The sequence below is a fragment of the Ligilactobacillus sp. JN-6 (Y).1 genome (assembly GCF_058111525.1).
In genome coordinates this window covers 1,212,977-1,233,602 of the sequence record NZ_CM176599.1, presented here as the reverse complement: position 1 = coordinate 1,233,602, position 20,626 = coordinate 1,212,977, and the positions used below count along the sequence as shown (strand labels likewise).

18 protein-coding genes are annotated in these 20,626 nt (G+C 38.8%); 3 read left to right on the top strand and 15 right to left on the bottom strand.

The genetic code is table 11. From position 1 onward, the window contains the following. Nucleotides 1–60: 60 nt before the first annotated feature. The 4 genes from AC3XNE_RS05720 to AC3XNE_RS05705 all read right to left on the bottom strand — a co-directional run bounded on the left by AC3XNE_RS05720 (nt 61) and on the right by AC3XNE_RS05705 (nt 5,759). Nucleotides 61–609 (bottom strand): MarR family winged helix-turn-helix transcriptional regulator, encoded by a 549-nt coding sequence (locus AC3XNE_RS05720; protein ID WP_489831156.1) that lies wholly within the window; start codon nt 607–609, stop codon nt 61–63. A gap of 813 nt (nt 610–1,422) precedes the next feature. Next, the gene (gene aldA / locus AC3XNE_RS05715; RefSeq protein WP_489831155.1) at nt 1,423–2,847 is read right to left on the bottom strand and encodes an aldehyde dehydrogenase; all 1,425 of its coding nucleotides are present in this window, start codon (nt 2,845–2,847) and stop codon (nt 1,423–1,425) included. Nucleotides 2,848–3,184: 337 nt separating this feature from the next. Next, on the bottom strand, nt 3,185–4,162 hold the full coding sequence (locus AC3XNE_RS05710; RefSeq protein WP_489831154.1) for an AEC family transporter: 978 nt from the start codon (nt 4,160–4,162) through the stop codon (nt 3,185–3,187). Nucleotides 4,163–4,448: 286 nt separating this feature from the next. Next, on the bottom strand, nt 4,449–5,759 hold the full coding sequence (locus AC3XNE_RS05705; protein WP_010499933.1) for an IS1380 family transposase: 1,311 nt from the start codon (nt 5,757–5,759) through the stop codon (nt 4,449–4,451). 340 nt (nt 5,760–6,099) lie between these two features. Here AC3XNE_RS05705 and AC3XNE_RS05700 point away from each other — a divergent pair, with 340 nt between their 5' ends. From AC3XNE_RS05700 to AC3XNE_RS05690, 3 genes are all read left to right on the top strand, one after another. Further along, nucleotides 6,100–6,501, top strand: a complete 402-nt coding sequence (locus AC3XNE_RS05700; protein ID WP_489831153.1) for a hypothetical protein — start codon at nt 6,100–6,102, stop codon at nt 6,499–6,501. 233 nt (nt 6,502–6,734) lie between these two features. Continuing rightward, nucleotides 6,735–8,108 carry an NAD-dependent succinate-semialdehyde dehydrogenase gene (locus AC3XNE_RS05695; RefSeq protein ID WP_489831152.1) on the top strand — a complete coding sequence of 458 codons (1,374 nt, stop codon included), beginning with the start codon at nt 6,735–6,737 and terminating at the stop codon, nt 8,106–8,108. A 259-nt stretch (nt 8,109–8,367) separates the two neighbouring features. Then, nucleotides 8,368–9,996 (top strand): peptide ABC transporter substrate-binding protein, encoded by a 1,629-nt coding sequence (locus tag AC3XNE_RS05690; RefSeq protein ID WP_489833348.1) that lies wholly within the window; start codon nt 8,368–8,370, stop codon nt 9,994–9,996. A 168-nt stretch (nt 9,997–10,164) separates the two neighbouring features. Here AC3XNE_RS05690 and AC3XNE_RS05685 read toward each other — a convergent pair whose 3' ends face one another. The 11 genes from AC3XNE_RS05685 to AC3XNE_RS05635 all read right to left on the bottom strand — a co-directional run bounded on the left by AC3XNE_RS05685 (nt 10,165) and on the right by AC3XNE_RS05635 (nt 20,207). After that, entirely contained in the window at nt 10,165–10,425 is a 261-nt protein-coding gene (locus tag AC3XNE_RS05685; protein WP_489833347.1) for a hypothetical protein, read from the bottom strand. 149 nt (nt 10,426–10,574) lie between these two features. Beyond that, complete coding sequence (locus AC3XNE_RS05680) at nt 10,575–10,844, bottom strand: hypothetical protein (RefSeq protein ID WP_489833345.1); 270 nt, start codon at nt 10,842–10,844, stop codon at nt 10,575–10,577. 45 nt (nt 10,845–10,889) lie between these two features. Then, nucleotides 10,890–11,390 carry a GNAT family N-acetyltransferase gene (locus AC3XNE_RS05675; protein ID WP_489833344.1) on the bottom strand — a complete coding sequence of 167 codons (501 nt, stop codon included), beginning with the start codon at nt 11,388–11,390 and terminating at the stop codon, nt 10,890–10,892. A 204-nt stretch (nt 11,391–11,594) separates the two neighbouring features. Then, entirely contained in the window at nt 11,595–12,020 is a 426-nt protein-coding gene (locus tag AC3XNE_RS05670) for an Hsp20/alpha crystallin family protein (RefSeq protein ID WP_489833343.1), read from the bottom strand. A gap of 244 nt (nt 12,021–12,264) precedes the next feature. Beyond that, nucleotides 12,265–13,230, bottom strand: coding sequence for a D-2-hydroxyacid dehydrogenase (locus AC3XNE_RS05665; protein ID WP_489833342.1), 966 nt, complete (start codon nt 13,228–13,230; stop codon nt 12,265–12,267). Between the two features lie 983 nt (nt 13,231–14,213). Continuing rightward, entirely contained in the window at nt 14,214–15,560 is a 1,347-nt protein-coding gene (gdhA, locus tag AC3XNE_RS05660) for an NADP-specific glutamate dehydrogenase (RefSeq protein ID WP_489833341.1), read from the bottom strand. A 271-nt stretch (nt 15,561–15,831) separates the two neighbouring features. Then, nucleotides 15,832–16,764, bottom strand: a complete 933-nt coding sequence (locus tag AC3XNE_RS05655) for an NADP-dependent oxidoreductase (protein WP_489833340.1) — start codon at nt 16,762–16,764, stop codon at nt 15,832–15,834. Nucleotides 16,765–17,338: 574 nt separating this feature from the next. Then, nucleotides 17,339–17,968 carry an HAD family hydrolase gene (locus tag AC3XNE_RS05650; protein ID WP_489833339.1) on the bottom strand — a complete coding sequence of 210 codons (630 nt, stop codon included), beginning with the start codon at nt 17,966–17,968 and terminating at the stop codon, nt 17,339–17,341. A 64-nt stretch (nt 17,969–18,032) separates the two neighbouring features. Further along, the gene (locus AC3XNE_RS05645; protein ID WP_489833338.1) at nt 18,033–19,235 is read right to left on the bottom strand and encodes an MFS transporter; all 1,203 of its coding nucleotides are present in this window, start codon (nt 19,233–19,235) and stop codon (nt 18,033–18,035) included. A 50-nt stretch (nt 19,236–19,285) separates the two neighbouring features. Beyond that, entirely contained in the window at nt 19,286–19,747 is a 462-nt protein-coding gene (locus AC3XNE_RS05640; RefSeq protein ID WP_489833336.1) for an NUDIX hydrolase, read from the bottom strand. A 253-nt stretch (nt 19,748–20,000) separates the two neighbouring features. Continuing rightward, complete coding sequence (locus AC3XNE_RS05635; RefSeq protein WP_489833335.1) at nt 20,001–20,207, bottom strand: hypothetical protein; 207 nt, start codon at nt 20,205–20,207, stop codon at nt 20,001–20,003. Nucleotides 20,208–20,626: the final 419 nt, after the last annotated feature.

Here is a 20,626-nt window from a genome sequence, read left to right as displayed (position 1 = left end):
CTATAGGCACACATAGGATCTTGCCCGTTTATTTTCATTTAGCTATTTATACTTTTAAAATTATTTGTTTTTATCTGCTGTTTCAAAAAAATCTACTGGTAAATCTCCATGGGCTTCTTGAAATTGTTTGAAAATTTCAAAATGCTTCTTTGGATCTTCATAGAAGTCTTCACTCTTGTCACTTTCAGGTAACTCATCTTGCATAGTTTCACTTAACTTAACTAAAATATGGCCAAACTGTTTTTGCTCTTCTTCGGTCAATTTGTCAAATAAGGCAATATTATGTGCTTCATCCATCTTCTTAGAAACTGCTTTCCCCTTAGATGTCAAATGGATCATCATGATCCTTCGATCCGATTCAGCCGGATGGCGATTTATCAACTGATTTTTTTCCAACTTGGCTAGTAATTCTCCCAACGATTGTGGCCTAATTGCTAATAAATACGTCAGATCTTTTTGAGAAATATCCGGCCTCATCTTAAGTACAGATAAAATACGTCCCTGTCCCTGTAAAAAATTGCCATATTTCCCAAGATCCTTATGATGGTAGCTTGTATATCTCTGGAACAATTTAACAAAAATTAAAAATCGTTCGGTGATCTCATCCATTGGAAGTCCTCCTAAAAACAGGGTAGAGTGAAACAACAGAAAGCGAGCACTATCGTAGTCTAGTCATAGAGCGCGGATTTGGCGCTGTGTGGCTAGACTGGGATAGGCGGAACTTTCTGCTTCACGAAACTCGACTATAAAACAGAGCGGAAGCAAGCGCAAAGAAGCGAGCACTATCAGGCACTGGCATTATGTCGCGGGCTTCAGCGACGTGATGCCAGTGGTGGATAGGCGGAATTTCTTGCTTGCTGTAGCTCGACTACAAAAACAAAGCGGAAGCATGCCGCTTTGGACTCGAGCATTAACGAGACCGACTATTATGGCGTACGGTTTTCGTGCTATGATAGTTGGTCTCGTTAGGCGAAAAGTCCAAGTTTGCGGAACTCGACTACAAAACAAAGCGGAGAAACTCGGGAGACAACAAGCACTATCGGACTTAGGCCTTATAGTGCGGCCTGAGCACTGCGAGGTCTATGTTAGATAAGCGGAATTGCCCGAGTTTCGCAGCTCGACTATGAAACTCAGCTTATTAATAAAACAAAATTATCATAAATTGACTTTAATTCACTAAGTAAGCCAAATAACTTATTTAAAATTACTTTGAACATCATACAGGTACCTTAACAATATGTCAACTGTTCGCACCGCTTTTTTCATAAACTTTCATAAATTTGAATTCCTAGTTACCCATTACCGCCACACTATCACTCACAAAAAAAGATTGAATTGTAAAAATTACAATTCAATCTTTTCTTAACTATTCTATTGACCAGATCTCATAAAACAGAAAGCTCCACTTAACTGCAGCTATTTTTACTCGTAACGAAGGTAGCTGACAGTTGTATTTAGATACTCTTCAAAACCATGTTGTCCATCAGCACCGCCTAAGCCGGATTGACGCCAACCAGCGTGATAACCAGTAAGAGCCTCTTCAGCTTCACAGTTAACGTAAACTTCGCCAATATTCAGACGATTACTAAATTCCATGGATTCTTTCAAGTCATCCGTATATACATATGATGAAAGCCCGTATGGAGAATCATTAGCCTTATCGATCACTTCATCGATAGTATCAAATTTAGCAATTGGTAACACTGGTCCAAAAATTTCATCCTTCATGATCTTAGAATCATCATCAACGTTAATAAGCACTGTTGGTTCGTAAAAGTTACCTGCACTGTCGATAATATGACCACCAGTTAGGACTTTAGCACCTTCGCTAACAGCATCCTTAACTTTTTGATCGATGGACTCTAATTGTGTTTTGTTAATGATCGGACCCATATCGGTATCAGATGAAGTTGGATCACCAGTTACTACTTTACTCATTGCATCTGTAACTTTCTCTACGAACTCATCATAGATACCACTTTGTACATAGATCCTTTCAGGACAAGTACATACCTGGCCACTATTCTTGATACGAGCCATCACAATATATTTTACAGCCTTCTCAACATCGGCTTTATTAGTAACAATTGCAGGCGCTTTACCACCAAGCTCTAAATTGACCTTTTTAACATTAGCTGCGGCGGCTTCCATCACTGATTTACCAGCTCCTGTACTACCCGTGATAGAAATTAAGTCAATTTTTTCATTCTTAGCAAGTAAATTACCAACTGAAGAACCTGGGCCAGTGATTATTTGAACTAAGCCTGCAGGTATATCAGTCTTTTGAATCAATTCTGCGATCTTAAATGTTCCAAATGGTGTTTCACCACTAGGTTTAACAATAATTGAACAACCAGTGACCAAAGCGGGGATCATCTTACGCATTAAAATGAAAATCGGGGCATTCCACGGAATAATGCCAGCAGTTACTCCGACAGGCTTCTTGATCAGCATGATCGTTTCATGGTCAACTTGATTTTGTAAAACCTCACCCTTGTCTGACTGAGCTAGACCTGTCATATATTTAATATAGTCAATTGAAGTTTCAACTTCACCAAGAGCAGCTGAATATACCTTACCTTGTTCTTGTTGATAGATCTTAGCGATCTCTTCTTTATTTTCTTCTAATTGATCGGCCAGCTGTAAAACGATATCTGCACGCTTTACACGATTAACAGCTGCCCAAGACTTTTGTGCCTCGATCGTACCAGTTACAGCATCATTTACATCTTGCTCATTGCCCTTAGCAACTTCTCCAATTGGCTTATTATTAGCCGGATTTAAAACTTCAATGGTTTCGTTTGAGTTACTTTCAACAAATTTACCATTAATAAACTGCTTAGACATACTCAAAATTCCTCCTTTGAAAGACCAGAGCGAAGGCCAGTAAAAAGCAGTACTGTTGCCCTTCTTCTTTAAAACGCAAGTACATGATAAAACTTGAAAAATGAATATACAAATTTCTTGCTTACTGTTGCTCACATATACAATAAAACATATAAAATAGTTGTTTTAACTTATAGAAAATTCGTCACTGCTTCCACATCTAAATGGTAAAACTATCAATTTTATCTACAGTAAGTTTCCAATAAACTCACTAAATTGTCAAACAAAACGCTGTTTTATCAATGTTCGATAAGGAATTCAGCCTTCTTTGTTAAATAAATTATCGAAATTGTTTTATTTAAAATAGAGCTTTTGCGATCACATAAATAATCGGTAAAACAAAGATGAACAAAACTGTTGTCAGTACTACTAAATCATTGCCTAGTTTAGCATTAGCGTTCTTTTGCGTGGCTAAAACTGGTAGAATGGCCATTGTTGGCGTCGCTGATTGAACCAGCCAAACCTGGCTGTCTATCGAAGTTATCAGGCCCGGAAAAAGTTGTTTTGTTACTATTATAGTGACATACATCAATAAAGGGCCTAAAATAAATCTTCCAATTATGCCAAGAACCTTTGCTTTATTGAGTTTTAAACTCTTTAACAACCCGGCGCTATAAAGCATCATACCACTATATAATAATGCCAGCGGGGTAACCAAAGCCCCTAACAACTGAGTAGTATTCATGACAAACAGTGGCATGCCAATTCCCAATGCCACCACGACAAAACTAACTAAAAAAGCTAATAACGGTGGCGATTTAAGTAAAGCCAACAGATTAAATTTTTCAACTTCTTGATCTTCCTTCTCATCATGTGCACCAGACTCTATGAAATACTGACCAAATGCCCAAATAGAGATATTATTAGTTAAAAAATAAACGAGAAAACTTGCCAATCCTGCTCGCCCAAACAAAATGTTATTGATAGCTAAGCCAATAAACGTCGTATTAGGATTAACACTTCCATTAATGAAAACGCCGCGATCCCCATCCTTGAACATTGGTAAGCGTGCTATCATCCAACTAACCAAATAATTTAACAATGTTGCTGCTATCGGGACCAATACCTTTTGAAATAACGTCAATAGCCCGTTCTGAGAAATGTTTGTCAAAACCGAATAAAATATAATTGCAGGTAAACTGATCAGCGTAATGACCTTAGACACATCCATAGAAAAATAATTCGTTACTAAGTCTAATCGCATCAAAAGAAAACCAACTATCATAATGATCAATAAAACAACCACACTTTGTAAAGCTTCAATGATCAATGACACAATTCATTCCAACTCCCTACTGTAAATTTTGTTTTCTAGATTATACCAAAACTCCCTTCTCTTCAATGTTAACAACTCAATTTACAAAGTCTTGCTTTTCATCTAACAACAATTCTTCTTTTAATATACTCCTGAATTATTCATACTTTTCGTTGCAGTTAAAACTTTGTGCAAAGTTACTTTAGTGTGTAAAAAAAGCAGCTTTTTGTTAGTTTTGTTGTCGGACTGTTTAAAAAAGGACAGACTTCACCCTTTCCCTAAGAAAAACATTTTTTATTTTGTGAGTTCACAGCGGATATATTTTTAGATTTTGAATCTTGAACAGTGTCTGCCAAAATAATTTATCGAACACATTGGTCTGAGATAAATGGACCCAGACTTGACGCGCATGGTGCGTGACCTTAGCTGCCACATGGAGTAATTTAAAACGGATCGTCCCGACCTGAGCGTGTTTAAGCTTTGTTGGTAAAACTAAGTTCTTCATGGCTTGCAGTATATTATAAGCGACCCCAGCTACCAGCATCCGGAACTCATTGGCCTCAAAACTAGAACTGTCCGTTTTATCAAAGTGAAAGCCACGTTTAACTTCTTTGATCAAGTCTTCCATGGAACCGCGTTGGTGATAGAGGGCAAAGACTTGTGGACCGCTTAATTCTTCCAAGTTGGTCACGATAAACTCATGGTCAAACAGAAAGTTGCCCGCCGGCCGCGTTGATTTAATAATCACACGATAAGGTCGTGACCAACTTTGAGGACAATAGTCTCGCAGGACATGCCATTGGACTTCAGCTTCGGTGAAGTCCTGGTCACCCACTTGGATCAGGTTTTCAGCCCGACTTTGGAGCTGGTAGTTCGCTTTTAAACGAATCACGAACTTAGCCTGCTTTTTATCACACGCATGGTAGATCCCTGGAGCTGCGAAACCAGAATCTCCCCGCACTAAGACATCCAGGGAAGATCCGTCATAGGCCCGTAAGCTCCGTAATAAAAATTTAGTCGCACCTTGGGAAGTATAGCGATTGCCGGGGCGTAATTGAGCATTCAACAAGCAGCCCGATAAAGCATCAAAGGCTAGTAAAGGATGATAACCGTTGGTCTGGTAGTGACCGTTATAAGCACTCTTTTCTTGGTCACCAAACGTATCGGCATGTGTCGAATCTAGATCAAGGATCAGCTGATGTTGATTTAGCTGCCCAAGAACAAAGTGAGCTACCGAGCCGAGCAATGATTTGACTGAAAAGAGCCCAGACGCTGAAATGTGATTGATAAAGCGTGAAAGTGTCGGCTGGGAAGCGACCGCTTGAGACAAGACCAGCTTAAAATCAACGGCGTGTGACAAGGTATTAGCCGACTGATCTTGGCAGTATCCTGCCAGCAATTGCAACAGCAACTGCTTAAATAAATTGTTCAAGGGAAAGGTACAATATTTACGGTCATCTTTAAAATGCAAGTTATCTTCTAAGAGCTGGTCAAAGTGAATTTGGTGCAGAAATTCAGCAATTAATAAAGTTCCGGCATCGTTCGCTAACTCACCACCGTCATTAGAAATGTTGATCTGGTCATTGAATAAAAGTTTTTCATGATGTAAAGTTGACATAAGGAGCACTCCTGTTCTTTGTGGTTTTCATCGACTTTACAATAGCACAGGATGTGCTCTTTTTGTACACCCAACAGGTGAAAAACGAAAAAGATGCGAACTAGCATGACAACAACAAAAAGTAGTCCTTAAGGGAAAAGTATGAATAATTCAGGAATATAGTAAAAAAATTAAGTTTTAGTTTTGATACCTAAACATAGATATATGCGGGACAATATGATATATTTAATTGTGGTAAACGTATACAAAAAGAGCAGGAATATCCAGTTTTGTGTACGAATTTACCTGACTAGATGATATGTAGCTGTTATTTAAATTATGAAGGAAAGGAGTGTTCAGCATGGGAAAAGCTATGCAAAGTATTAAAAATATGCAAAAAGAACTCAATAGTATCGAAGACAAGATAAAGACACTGACAAACTCTTTGAAATTTGAACAACACTCTTTAAATGCTCCTTTAACCAAGATCTCGTCAGATTTAGATTCAATGTTAGATTTAGAGTATGATATTCGTTTGATCGATCAAGGCGACTATTCAACTGCGATCAATGACTTAACTTTTACCGATCAATTTATCGATTTGATAATCTCACACTTAATGCACTTACAAAGATATGCCAGAGTTAAGCTAACGCGCCAACAAGATGATATGATCAGCGATATCAATCAACACTTGATGCACGTTCAAGGTTCTTTAATGATCGTCTTGAACAGTTTCAACACAAATACTGAGAGCAACTAAGAGTATTACAGAGCTAATATATTAATTTCTTAGGCTCAGAACAAACCCCCGTTGAATACAATAGCAGCAGGGTCCGCCAACTTCATTGAGACGAATAAAACTCCCCGATTTACGTAACCTTTAAAATTGTAAATTTTGAGGGTTATTTTTTTGCATCTTGGGAGCATCGTGTTATATTGAGTAAGAAAGCGGTTTATTTATAACTGCAAATACAAATAAGGAGTGCGAAATTTATGGCTTACAAAACAACCTATCCATTCACTGGTGAAGTTTTAAAGGAATATGACAATAACACCGAGGCGGATCTAGAACAAGCCCTAGAAACTGGGCATCAGCTCTATAAAACTTGGCGTAAGTCAGCCGTTTCTGAACGCGCACAAAGTTTACAAAAAATTGCAGATTTAATGAAAGAAAGAAAAGAAGACTTAGCCGAAGCTATGACGTATGACATGGGTAAGCTTTTGACTGAATCTCAAGCTGAAGTTGACCTGTGTGTTTCGATCATGGAATACTATGCTAAAAATGGTGAAAAATTCATGGAATCAGTACCGGTAGAAAGTCCTTCCGGCCGTGCTTACTATGCAAAGCAATCAACCGGTGTGATCGTCGCTGTTGAACCATGGAACTTTCCTCTTTATCAAGTAGTTCGTGTTTTTGCCCCGAACTTTATTGTTGGAAATCCGATGATTTTAAAACATGCTTCGATCTGTCCGACGTCTGCAAAAAAGTTTGCCGACTTGACGATCGATGCAGGAGCTCCTAAAGGCGCTTTGACTAGCCTGTTTGTCAGTTATGACTTAGTAACTAAAGCTATTCATGACCCACGAGTTGCTGGCGTTTGCCTGACAGGTTCGGAACGTGGCGGTGCTTCAGTGGCTAAAGAAGCTGGTGCTGCTTTGAAGAAATCGACCTTGGAACTTGGCGGTAATGATGCCTTTATCGTTTTAGATGACGCTGACATGGATAAAGTCAAAAAAGTATCTCCTAATGCTCGTTTGTCCAACGCCGGTCAAGTCTGCACATCTTCCAAACGTTTTATCGTAGTAGCCGACAAGTATGATGAATTCGTAGAAAGTCTCAAAGATGCCTTTTCTAAGGCAAAAATTGGGGATCCGATGGACCCAGAAACTGTCGTTGCACCACTCTCCTCAAAGAGTGCACAAGAGAAATTACAGAAACAAGTTGATTCAGCTATCGCCGGCGGTGCTACGCTGGTCTATGGTAACGAACCGATCAATGGCGAAGGCTTCTTCTTCCAGCCTACGATCTTAACTGATATTACTAAAGACAACCCTGTTTATAACCAAGAAATGTTTGGCCCAGTTGCTGTTGTTTATAAGGTCAATTCTGAACAAGAAGCGATCGACCTTGCGAATGATTCTAGCTATGGCCTTGGTAATACCATCTTCTCAAGCAACCGCGAACATGCACAACAAGTTGCTGAAAAGATCGAAACAGGTATGTCATTTATCAACTCAGGTTGGACATCACTACCCGAATTACCGTTTGGTGGGGTCAAAAATTCCGGTTACGGCCGTGAATTGAGTGAATTAGGTCTCGACGCATTCGTTAACCAACACTTAGTATTTGAACCAAATAATCAATAACAGAAGGTAGCGAGACGTAAATCGCCTAAGTTTTACTACCACCTTCTATGGACACTGATCTGTTAAAAAGGCCAGTGTCTTTTTTATGTAATAGCTATATTTTTGCATCGTCTTTTAAAGTATTGAGCCATTGTAAAACAAGTTTAAAATCAAATGATAACCAGTTAATTTTTTTAATTTATGTTTTAACTTTTGTCATTTTTTCTAATATAGAATATAATTAGATAATGGCTTTATTTTAAAGAAAAGGAAGATGGCTATGACAGCTAAAAAAACAGTGTCAATTGCAGCCACTCTGATAGCGCTCAGTCTTTCACTGGCCGCGTGTGGTTCAAAATCAGGCAGCAATGACAATAAGCAAGTCCTCAATTGGAGTGAAGCAACTGAGCTTTCATCGATCGACCCTTCTAAGGCAACTGATTCTGAAAGTTTCGATATGCTGGGTAATTCAATGGAAGGACTGTACCGCCTAGGAAAGAATTCGAAAGTAGGACCTGGTATTGCCCGTTCGACAAAAGTCAGTAAAAATAAATTGCACTATGCATTTACACTCCGTAAAGGAGTTAAATGGAGTAATGGGGATGAAGTCACTGCCAAAGATTTCGTTTACTCTTGGAAAAGAACGATCGATCCTAAAACAGGTTCATCTTATTCATACTTATTCGATGGCGTAGCGAACGCTAACGACATTATCAACGGTAAAAAAGCTCCCTCAACATTAGGGATCAAAGCTGACGGAAAATACAAGTTAGACGTCACTTTAGATAAACAAGTACCATATTTTAAGTTATTAATGGGCTTCCCCGTATTCTTCCCCCAAAATGAAAATGCGGTTAAAAAATACGGTGATAAATACGGCACAGAATCTAAATACATGGTATACAATGGTCCATTTATCATGAAAAATTGGACAGGTTCTAACTTAAGTTGGAAATTTGAGAAAAACAAAGACTACTGGGATAAGAAAAATGTTAAGCTATCCGAGATCAACTTCAAAGTCAATAAGAGCCCGTCAACAGCCTATAATCTCTATCAGTCTGGTAAAAGCGATATGACTCAGCTAAGTACGGAACAAGCACGGCAGTTAAACAAAAAGCCTGGCTTTACAGTTGAAAAGAGTGGGCAAATGACCTATCTCGAGTTTAACCAAAAGCAAGCTGCTTTTAAAAATGCTAAGATCCGTCGAGCTATTTCTTTAGCGATCAACCGTAAACAGTTGGCAGGAAAGATCATGGGAGAAGGAACAGAGATCCCAACCGGTATCGTGCCAAATGGTTTAGCTGAGAATAAAGGAAAAGATTTTTCAAAAGAGGCCAAGACGAACGATTTACGTTATAGCAGCAGTGAAGCCAAGCGCTTGTTCCGTGAAGGATTAAAGGAGATCGGACAATCAAAATTACGCTTTACGCTTTTAGGCGCTGATACAGACCAAAGTAAAGATGTCACTGCCTATATTCAAAGCCAACTTGAACAGCATTTAGGTTCTGATAATATCAGAGTTGATGTTTCGAATGTTCCTTTGAAGACTCGCCTTTCACGTTCGCGTGCAGGTAACTTTGATGTAGTTGCAGCTAATTGGGTTGCAGATTACACAGACCCTATTTCATTTATGGAACTCTTTACTACTGGCAATGAATATAATGATGGCTCATGGTCCAATTCTCAATATGATCAGTTGATCAAAGCAGCCAAAACCACTGATGCTGCTGACCCTGACAAACGTTGGGATGATATGGTCCAGGCTTCCAAAATTTTAAGTAAAGATATGGGAGTTTCTCCATTGTACCAGCAAAACTCACCGGAAATGATCAGGCCAAAAGTAAAAGGTTTGATCGTAAACTCCGCTGGTGTTATGTATAACTATAAAAACGTTCATATAGAGGAATGATCGCGGCAGATAACCTCGCCAAAAAAGATTTTGTTGAAGCAAAAGTTTTCCTCTAACTATAAAAACAGCTAGCAGTCTAGATTCTTATTTGAAAGATCTGACTGCTAGCTGTTTTTTATACTAAAATACCTTGGCGAAAATTCTCATTCTCATAATTAATAATAGCTTTTACACTTGATTATTTTTTTGTAAAAAGCGACTTTCTATTTTATCTTGCAACGTACTTAGTTCTTCTTCAGCATTATCTTTTTCTTGGTCAGCATTATAACGCCGAATTTGCCCCATTAGATTACTAAAATCTAATAACGATAATTGATAAGAGCTATCTGCCGTTTTCTGATCCGCATGATACTTTTTCAAGATCTTACGTTTAGGTCCTACATATAGATCATAATCCTGAAACTCTGCAATCAAATCATTTTTTGCCAAAAAATCCCCTCCTTTATCTCCAGTATAGTCCTTTTAAATGAAACTTTTCAAAATATTCGGTCAATTTTCACAAAGCAAAATAAAGCACTAGCCATCAACTAATACCCTTTCACTTCTACTATCAACTCAAATGTCCTTAAACTAATTATCTACCTATTCAAAAACTGTTGTTTGATGTAACGTTTGATAATTGGTTTCTTTTCCAGCTCGGCGCTTTTGTACTGGTTAATATAATTTTTTAGATATGCCATCATTTCGGGCGAAAATTTATACTTCTTATCTTCGAAGCCATATTTTGCGACCATATCCATACTATATCTTTGTACTACATTATCATGTTCATCGGCATAAAGAGCAAAGTCAGGAAAATCCACCAATAACTTATATCCCATAATATCACTATCTAAGTCATGTGTCATTTACTCAACTCCTTTGCTTCACAGCCTAAGCCATTACTAATGCTGTCAATCTCTCATGAAATCATGTTTTAAAATACCCATAAAATAGCTGTCGCGATAACTACCACGAGCATAAAATTGCTCTCTCATAGTTCCCTCCAACTGAAAACCCAGCTTCTTATAAACATGGATCGCCGGTTTGTTTACAGTATCCACGAATAAATAAACCTTATGCATATTTAAAATATAAAAGGCATGTTCCAAGGCACTTTCCATTGCTTGTTGTGCTAGTTTTCTACCACGAAATTTACTCAAAACGATGACCTGGATCTCACATGTTCGTGGTATGTAATCAATATTCATTAATTCTACTACTCCTGCAAACTCGCCTGCTTCTTCGATCACAAAGCGACGTTCATGTGTATCGTGTATATGTTTATCATATAATTCTTCTAACTCATCATAAGATTCATATGGCTCTTCAAACCAATAAGCCATGGTATCTTGTTCGTTACGGACACCATGCACATCCTTAGGGTCTTGTCTTTCTAAAGGCCTGATCAACAAAACAACCTCCCCCCTTTAATTTAATTTTACCAAAGGAGGCAAATATCACAAAGAAAATGCCCCTGATATTACCTTTATTTTAATGTTCTCACCTTCAAACCTGTTAGTCAGTTCACTTAGTTTAACAATCCAAAACAAAAAAGCCAGCGAATTATCTCGCTGGCTTTTTTGTGCTATTCTGTTCTTCCGATCAAGCAATTGCTTTTACCCAATTTCAATCTTATGACCGGTTTCCTTCTTTTCTGCTTTTGGCAAATCTATCGTTAATACACCATTGTCGGACTTAGCTGAGATCTCATCAGCATCGACATTTGGCAAGCGATAATTCCGTACATATTCACCATATGAACGTTCACTTGCTATAACATTATCTTTTTCGTCTTTGCGATCAAGCGAAGAATCCCTTTTAGCCTTAATACTCAAGACATCCTTATCATATGAAAGATCAACATCATCCTTATCGACACCAGGTATATCAACTGTTACTTGATAGCTTTTGTCAGTCTCAGTGACATCGCTCTTCATATTATTCGCTAAGTCCATTGTAAGGAATGGTTCACCAAAGTCTCCAAAGAAGCTATCACCGATGTTCATCAATTGATTCAAGTTATTTGCTAATTCGTTATTCATATTATTTAGTTCCCCTTTCCTTCTTTACATTTTATATAATACACCATTGATCAAAGTTAGTCAAACTTGGGGTTTTATGTTATATAATTCGCATAAATGCCGACATATAAGCACTTAAAGAGGTCAAACCGTAAAATTTAACTTATTTTAGTCAATAAAAGTCAAATATTTTTTGACTTTTTGCAATAAAATAACCAAGTGAACTTTAATATAAAGAAAGTTCCTTGGCATTTTGACCTAATTTTTATTTGTTAATGACATTTTTCTTCCGGCCCGCTAGAAATTCGGTTAAATTATCAACTGCGATCCCTAATAAACGAGCTCTTGTTTCTTGCGGTGCCCAAGCAATATGTGGAGTAATATAACAGTTACTTGCTTTTAACAAAGGGCTGTCTTCATTCAATGGTTCGTGCTGTGCAACGTCAACAGCAGCGGCAGCGATTTGCCCGCTATTCAAAGCATCTGCGACATCTTGTTCATTAAGTAGCCCACCTCTGGCAGTATTGAGCAAAATAGCAGTGTCTTTCATTTTTTTCAAAGAAGAGCTATTGATCATTTCAGTAGTATCTGGAGTTTGCGGGACATGCAAGCTCAAAACGTCAGACTTCTTTAATAGAGCGTCTAAACTTACCTGTTGTAGCCAATCTTTTTTAATTTCTTTTGTACGGTGGTTGTAAAAAATTACTTGCATTCCAAACACATGGCCGATCTCAGCAACCTTTTGGGCGATCCTACCGTAGCCGACTAATCCAAGTGTCTTTCCTTGCAATTCAGTCAACGGTTTAGCAAAGAAACTAAAGTCAGGGTTACTTGACCATTTACCTTCATGAACCAATTGATCGTGCAATCCGACATGACTTGTGATCTCTAACAGTAAAGCGAAGGTAAACTGTGCCACAGCCTGTGTACCATACGATGGGATATTTGTGACGGAGATCCCAGCTTTAACTGCGGCAGCCACGTCGATCACATTATAGCCAGTTGCCAATACTCCGATATATTCCAAGTTAGGAGCACTTTTAATTATTTCTTCATTTATGGGAGTTTTATTTGTCAAAACTATACGTGCATCACCGATCCTGCTCAAGATTTCTTTCTGATCGGTAAATGAAGTTCGATCATAAATCTCACACTCACCAACTTTTTTTAAAGGCGACCAATCAATATCACCCGGATTTAAAGCATACCCATCCAAAACTACAATTTTCATCAAAATTCCTCCAATTAAAAACACAAAGCGCAGCATGACATCCAGAAGGCGAGCACTACCTGACTTTCACACTATAATGCGCCTTTCAGCATTGTAGTGTGAAAGTTGGTTAGACGCAACCTTCTGCCATGCGCAGCTCGACTAAAAACAGAGCAGAGTGAAGTGGGAGAAAGTGAGCACTATCGTAGTCTAACCCTATAGAGCGATCTTGGCGCTGTGTGGTTAGACTGGGATAGGCGGAACTTTCTGCTTCACGGAGCTCAACTAAAAAACACAGAACGGAAGCAAGCGGGAAGAAGCTCGATAGACGCAACTTCTTGCTTGCTGGAGCTTAACTATGAACACAGAGCGAAGAAACTCGAAAGACAACGAGCATTATCGGACTTAAACCTTATAGTGCGGTCTTGGCACTATGAGGTCTAAGTTGATAAGCAGAGTTGTCTGAGTTTCGTAGCTCGACTAAATACAGAGCCGTAACAAGCCGCTTAAGAGATGCGCATTACAGTCTTTTTTTGCTACGATGGTATATTATCCTAAACTGAGTTAATCATATTATAATTAGTACCATTCTATCAACTAAGAGATTCAATTTTTAAAAAATAAATTGCGCACAATTTATCTATCTTAAAAAATCGCTTAATTTAGTCATGGAGATCCAGTAAATTAGAGTTGCAATAAGCCAACAAAAAGTATGCACAATCCTACTATTAGACTGTAGAGCCCAAATTATATTGGGACGTGATTCATATACTGAATCTTTTCCACTTTTTGGCTTTGATCTTTTGCCATTAAACTCGCCAAAGGCAGGGGCTTAGAACCGGGTAGTCCCTTATTCGGTGCAAATGAAACTAAAGAGGCTCTACAAAAAATAGTTGCCGCTGAACTCAAAAAATTATAGAAAAACCGTTAGTTTACAGATCATTCCTGTAGCTAACGGTTTTTGAATTTATCACTATGAGTGTAATAAAAGCCTGTTTACTCTATTAAACTAATCCTTGAGACATCATCGCTGTTGCGACTTTTTCAAATCCAGCAATGTTGGCTCCAGCTTGATAATTACCTTCTACACCATATTCTTTGGCAGCATTTTCTGATTTACTAAAGATATAATGCATAATGGTTTCAAGTTTTCTATTGACCTCTTCAAAACTCCACGACAAACGTTCACTATTTTGACTCATTTCAAGTGCCGAAACTGCCACGCCGCCTGCATTAGCAGCCTTGGCCGGACCATAATAAATCCCATTTGCACTATAAACCTTAATTGCTTCCGGTTCACTCGGCATATTGGCACCTTCGCAAATATACTTTACGTGCTCTTTTACCATCAATTCTGCTTGCTTAGGAGCGATCTCATTTTGCGTAGCGCATGGCAAAGCAATATCATAATCGAGATCATAGTCCCAAACAGAGCCTTCTATATATTTTGCGGTAGAAATTTTCTGCGCGTATTCCTTGATACGTCCGCGCTCAACTTCTTTGATCTCCTTAACGATCGAAAAGTCGATCCCCACTGGGTCATAAACAAAGCCATCAGAATCTGAAACAGTTAAAACTTTGGCCCCCAATTCATTTGCCTTTTGCAAAGCATATAAAGCCACGTTACCTGAGCCGGAAATTTTGATCTTCTTACCTTTCAAACTATCATTATGGGCATCCAGCATGGACTGAGTATAGTACAACAATCCAAATCCAGTGGCTTCGACACGTGCGGCACTACCACCAAAGGTCAGGCCCTTACCTGTCAAAATACCATTTTCAAATCCACGCAACCGTTTGTAAGCTCCAAACAAATAACCAACTTCACGTCCGCCAACACCGATATCACCTGCAGGCACATCAAGATCTGGGCCAATATGACGAGCTAATTCGGTCATAAAGCTTTGACAAAAGCGCATGACTTCACTATCAGACTTGCCTTTAGGATCAAAATCACTACCGCCTTTACCTCCACCGATCGGTAATCCAGTCAAACTGTTTTTAAAAATTTGTTCAAACCCTAAAAATTTGACTGTACTTAAACTAACACTCGGGTGGAAACGTAGGCCGCCTTTGTAGGGCCCAATTGCCGAATTAAATTGTACCCTGTAACCACGGTTAACTTGGAAATTTCCATCATCATCTTGCCACGGGACACGAAATTCGATCACTCTCTCTGGCTCAACGATCCTTCCTAACAAATTTTCCTGAATATATTCAGGATGTTTTTCCATCACTGGGACCAATGTATCCAATACGACAAAAACGGCCTCTTGAAATTCTGTTTGTTCCGGATCACGTTGCTCGATAGTTTTCTTAACAGTTGCAACATAGTCTTGCGCCTTTGTCATTCATAACATTCCCTTCAAATTCTAAAAATTACGATTTTAATCTTAACCTAATTTACATACAACTATTTTCTAATAAATCCAACTTGCATGTCAACTATTTTCTAATAAATCCAACTTGCATGTCAACTATTTTCTAGTAATTCCATAAAAATAGCATTTAGAAATTTTGTGATAATTTCTAAATGCTATCCATGCTAAATTAAGCATTGCTTTCAATTTTTACAATATATTCAGCTCACTGAACAAATCATAATTATTTCTTTTTGCCAAGTTAATTTTCTATAACTATCTTGCCATGAGCATGACCTGTTTCACTTCTTTCATGCGCACTTCTGAGACCTTCTGTTGTTAATGGAAAGACACTGTCGATGACGACTTTTAAGTCGTTATTTCTAACTAACTCAGCAAGTTTTTCCAACTCCGGACCATTTGTTTGTAACCACCAGTCTGAGGCAAAAGGTTTACCACTTTGTTGTTCTTCAGTTGGATCCCCGTCGATCGTAACCAGTTGACCAGTTGGCTTCAAAATTTCTAGCCCTTCAGATAGATTACCAATAGTATCAAACACTGCGTCATAATTAGATAAAACATCAGTGATTTTGTTCTTATGATAATCGATCACTTCATCTGCACCTAATTTTTCTAAGAGTTCTTTGCTTTGTGCACTGGCAGTCGTGGCTACGTAAGCTCCAACATGTTTGGCAATTTGAATGGCAAACATGCCTACACCGCCAGCTCCTGCCTCAACCAAAACCTTGTCTCCGCTTTTCACCTGCAAACGATCGACTATCACTTGCCAAGCTGTTAAACCAGCTAAAGGAATTGCTGCTGCTTCATCAAAAGAGATATTTTGAGGTTTTAAGACTACTTTATCAGCTTTTACCGCTGCGAATTCTGCATATGTTCCTCGGGTACCATCGGTATAAATATCTGGCCGCGCAAAAACTTCATCACCGACATGAAATCCTGTGACTTCCGAACCAAGTTGGGTAATAGCTCCTGCGATATCCCAGCCAAGCACGACCGGAAATTTCCACGGATATTTTTCCTGCAAGTAACCACGCCGACTCTTCCAATCGATCGGGTTAACACTCGTTGCCTTAGTTTCTATCAACACTTCATCTTCAGCAAGCTCAGGAGTCGGCAGTTCCATTTCATGCAACTCTTCAGGTTCACCATAATGATCGATCACAATTGCCTTCATAAAAAAACCTCCAATTTAAAACACAGAGCGAAAGCAAGCGGGAAGAAGCGAGCACTATCGAGCTCTGGCATTATAGCGCGCTTTTCAGCGATGTGATGCTAGAGCTGGATAGGCGGAACTTCTTGCTTGCTGTAGCTCGACTATAAACAGAGCGAAAACAAGCGAGAAGAAGCGAGCACTAACAAGACCTGCTGTTATGGCTTGTGGTTTTCGCGCCATGATAGTGGGTGCTATTAGGCGGAAAGTCCGGGCTTGCGTGGCTTGACTATGAAAACAGAACGTAACAAGCCCGTTTAACCCCCCTACTGCGTTTTTCTCAATGTAGTCTTGAAGTTGGAAAAACAATATCACTTATCTTGCGGACCCAACTCCAATATTGTTACATTATAATCCCTCCTCCGTCTCAACATCCACTAAACAACCTTTTAGTATCCCATTTACAATATAATCTTAAACTCTAACCAAATATCAATATCGAACATTATCGCATACAAAAACTTTCCTCATAGTAGAAGTCCATTTTTGCACCTACCACAAAGAAAGCATCTCATTATTCAGGATATATCTCGTTTACTTAAACGATGAGCGTTACATCAGTAGGAGAATCGAACAGCAGTGGTTCAGACTTAAAGTTTTCCCTGGTTCCTGTTCCCCATAAAGCTCCGCCAAACGAAACATCCGCCTGCAAAGCTGAGCTTTCATCAGTATCAGCGTCACCAATATAAAGTGCATCTTCTTTTTTATAGCCTAATTTATTTAAAGCAAACTGAATTGGTTCTGCCGACGGTTTGGGATGCTTAGTATCACTTGAAGTGACGACCAATGTCATTTTTTTAAACCACCAAAACGACTGTAAATTTTCTTGTGCGTCTTTTGTGGACCGCGATGTAACGATGCCCAATTTCACTTCGGGTTCAGATAGGAGATGCTCAAACATAGCATCCACTTCAGGGTAAGCCTCTGGTTGTAGTTCGACCCTCTGAGCGGCATGATCATATTCCGCAAACCATTCATTTATCCTGTCTTCTGGAATATTAAAATACTCAGTCTCTTGTTTAGCAGTCATAGTAAACGCACGGCTTAGCTGTGCTTGGCTTGGGTTTATATCAAATTTCGGTAAAGTAGCTAACATTATCTTCTCATAATACGGATAGCTATCCACCAAAGTCCCATCAACATCGAACAAAATCAGCTTCTTTTTCATACTTATATCCATCCTTTCGTAAAGTAGAGTGAAACAAGTTGGAAAATGCCTAACTACTAAGTCACTAACTGTCTTTATGATATGCCCACGTTACTACACTTAAATTGATCAAAACTAAACATGTCGTCATAATAAAAACGTAACGATAATCTAAAATACCTGCAACACCAGACGCCAGCATCGGTCCGACCACTGATCCAATAGCTTGAAAGGACTGGTTATAACTAAATATCCGGCTAACTGAAGTCGGTGGTGTATTTAATGACATGACCGTTTGAGTAACAGGCATCAAGGCTGCATCAGCAATCCCAACGAAAAACCGTAAAACGCCTAAGACGATGACGGTTTGTACGAAATACATCGGGAAAAATAAAGCTCCGGATAAGAAGAGACCAGCAAGCAAAACTTTTTTTGCACCAATATGATCGCTCAATTGTCCCAACCTCGGAGCAGCTAACAGTGTAGCGATCCCAGGCAAGGCGGCAACAACACCGCTGGCAAACGCCACATTACCACGACCATGCATCAGCTGCCGCACAAACAGACTAATTATCGGATTGATAGAATTAGTTGCGGCTTGGATCAACATTGACGAAATAAACATTGCCCACACAATATGAATGTTTTTGATATCTGCAAAGACACTATGTTTTTCTTGCTGGCTGTTACTTTCAACAGGAGTAAAATCTTCTTTAACACCAAATAATGTTACCAAAGTAGCAACAAGCATCAAAGCGCCAAAAAGAAAGAATGGGATCCGATAACCTAATACACCAGCAATTATCCCGCCAAAAATTGGTCCGATCAATTGCCCGCCAACGGCACCAGTTGTTAGAGTTCCCATCGTTTTACCGTTATATTCACGAGGAACTTCACTTGCGATCAAAGCATATGCATTATTTATGTACCCTGAAAAAGCTCCCTGGATCAATCGTAACGCGATCAACATCCATACATTAGTCGAAAAACCTGTCAATGTCGCAGTGATCGTCATTCCGATCGCCGCCCGCAGCAGCATCGGCTTACGTCCCGTCTTATCGGCCAATTTCCCCCATAAAGGAGAAACTATCGCCTGACTTAAAAAAGTGCTAGAAAAAGCCAGCCCCGCATATAAGGTCAATTCCCATTTAGGAAAATTTCCTAAGGTACTGACAAACAAGGGCAAAAAAGGCAAACTCATACTAGAACCTGCTCCGGTCGCAAAATTCCCAAGCCATAACATATACATATTCTTCTGCCATTGAGCTAGATGCTTCTTTTTTACCATTTTTATTTCATACGCCTATCTTTCTGTTTATTATTTAGTTCAAACCATCCCTAAAATTCTTCATGGAAATACTTTGCTGCCGCTTTGATCATATCCATATTCTGTTGATTCAAGAGTGGTGGTAAGTCACTAAAAGAAAAATATTTCAAACTCAAAGTTTCATCGGTTGGTTCTTGTAAAAGTGCTCCGCCAGCCGGCTCTACTAGATACAACCTACTAATAACTTGAGCCTGGTCTCCATTTGGATATGTAGTAAATCCCTGTTCAAAAGTACCGATCATATCAGCTACTTCAACTTCCAACCCACTATCTTCTTTCATTTCCCGTCCTAGAGTCTCTAAAAAGGTTTCTCCATATTCCACGTAGCCGCCTGGGAGACTCCAATTATGTGTATCAGTCCGCTCCTGTAATAAGATCTGATGTTTATCATTAACGATCACACCTGCGACAGCATTTAAAATGATAGGCATGTGCCCGACCTTATTGCGGATATCTTTAATATAATCACTCATAATATTCACCTATCTTGTCTGATTTTACCAATTAACTCTACTTTACAATATTTCGCTTAAAATATCATGGAACATAGGTAAAAAACAATAATTAGTTTTCTTTACTAGGAAACTATGCTAAAAACCAATTCTTGTATGATCTTATTTTCTGTCCTCAACTATAATAAGTATGATCGAAGTATGGCCAAAAAAGTCCTCCCTTGCTGCTTGCAAAGAAGGACTTTCAAAATCTAAACTATTATTATTTTTTATTCTAAGCGTCGATCATCGTCGTTTTTTCTGCTTCACGAACAGCATCCAAGACAGCTTTTCGATCTTGCGGACTTAATGGCCGAGCCATCAAATCTTCAAAACCACTAAAACTCAAACCTAGCATATCTGCCACATAATACTCACTAACATTACTTTCAGTGATTTTCGTCCTAACATCCTCATTTGGTAATCCTCTTACCTCACGCATAAAAAGCCCTCCTTAGATGATCTGAAGGAGCTACATATCTTTCTCCCTCTATGTATGTTGTAACAAACATACGGGTAAAAAAGCAACCACTCTGTTCATTATTCCACCAAATCTAAAAAGAAAACGGTATTTTAAAATATCCCATCACTTTTTTCTTATTATCTCTTAACAAAAACGTTTAACGATGTATAATAAAAGCGAAATTCATTTACGGATGAAGCTCGGCAATTTGTTGCAATAGCGTTGTTGCAAGTCGTCAGTGGACGGATGCAACAACGCTATTTGTGTGTCTAAAACTGTATGAAGGAAAGTTTAATTATTCAACAAATTACTAAAATTCTCCATCTTTCCTACTTGGGCCTTATAGTGCAAAATGCGCACTATCAGTTCCAAGCACGATATGCTCGCCTTCTAAACGC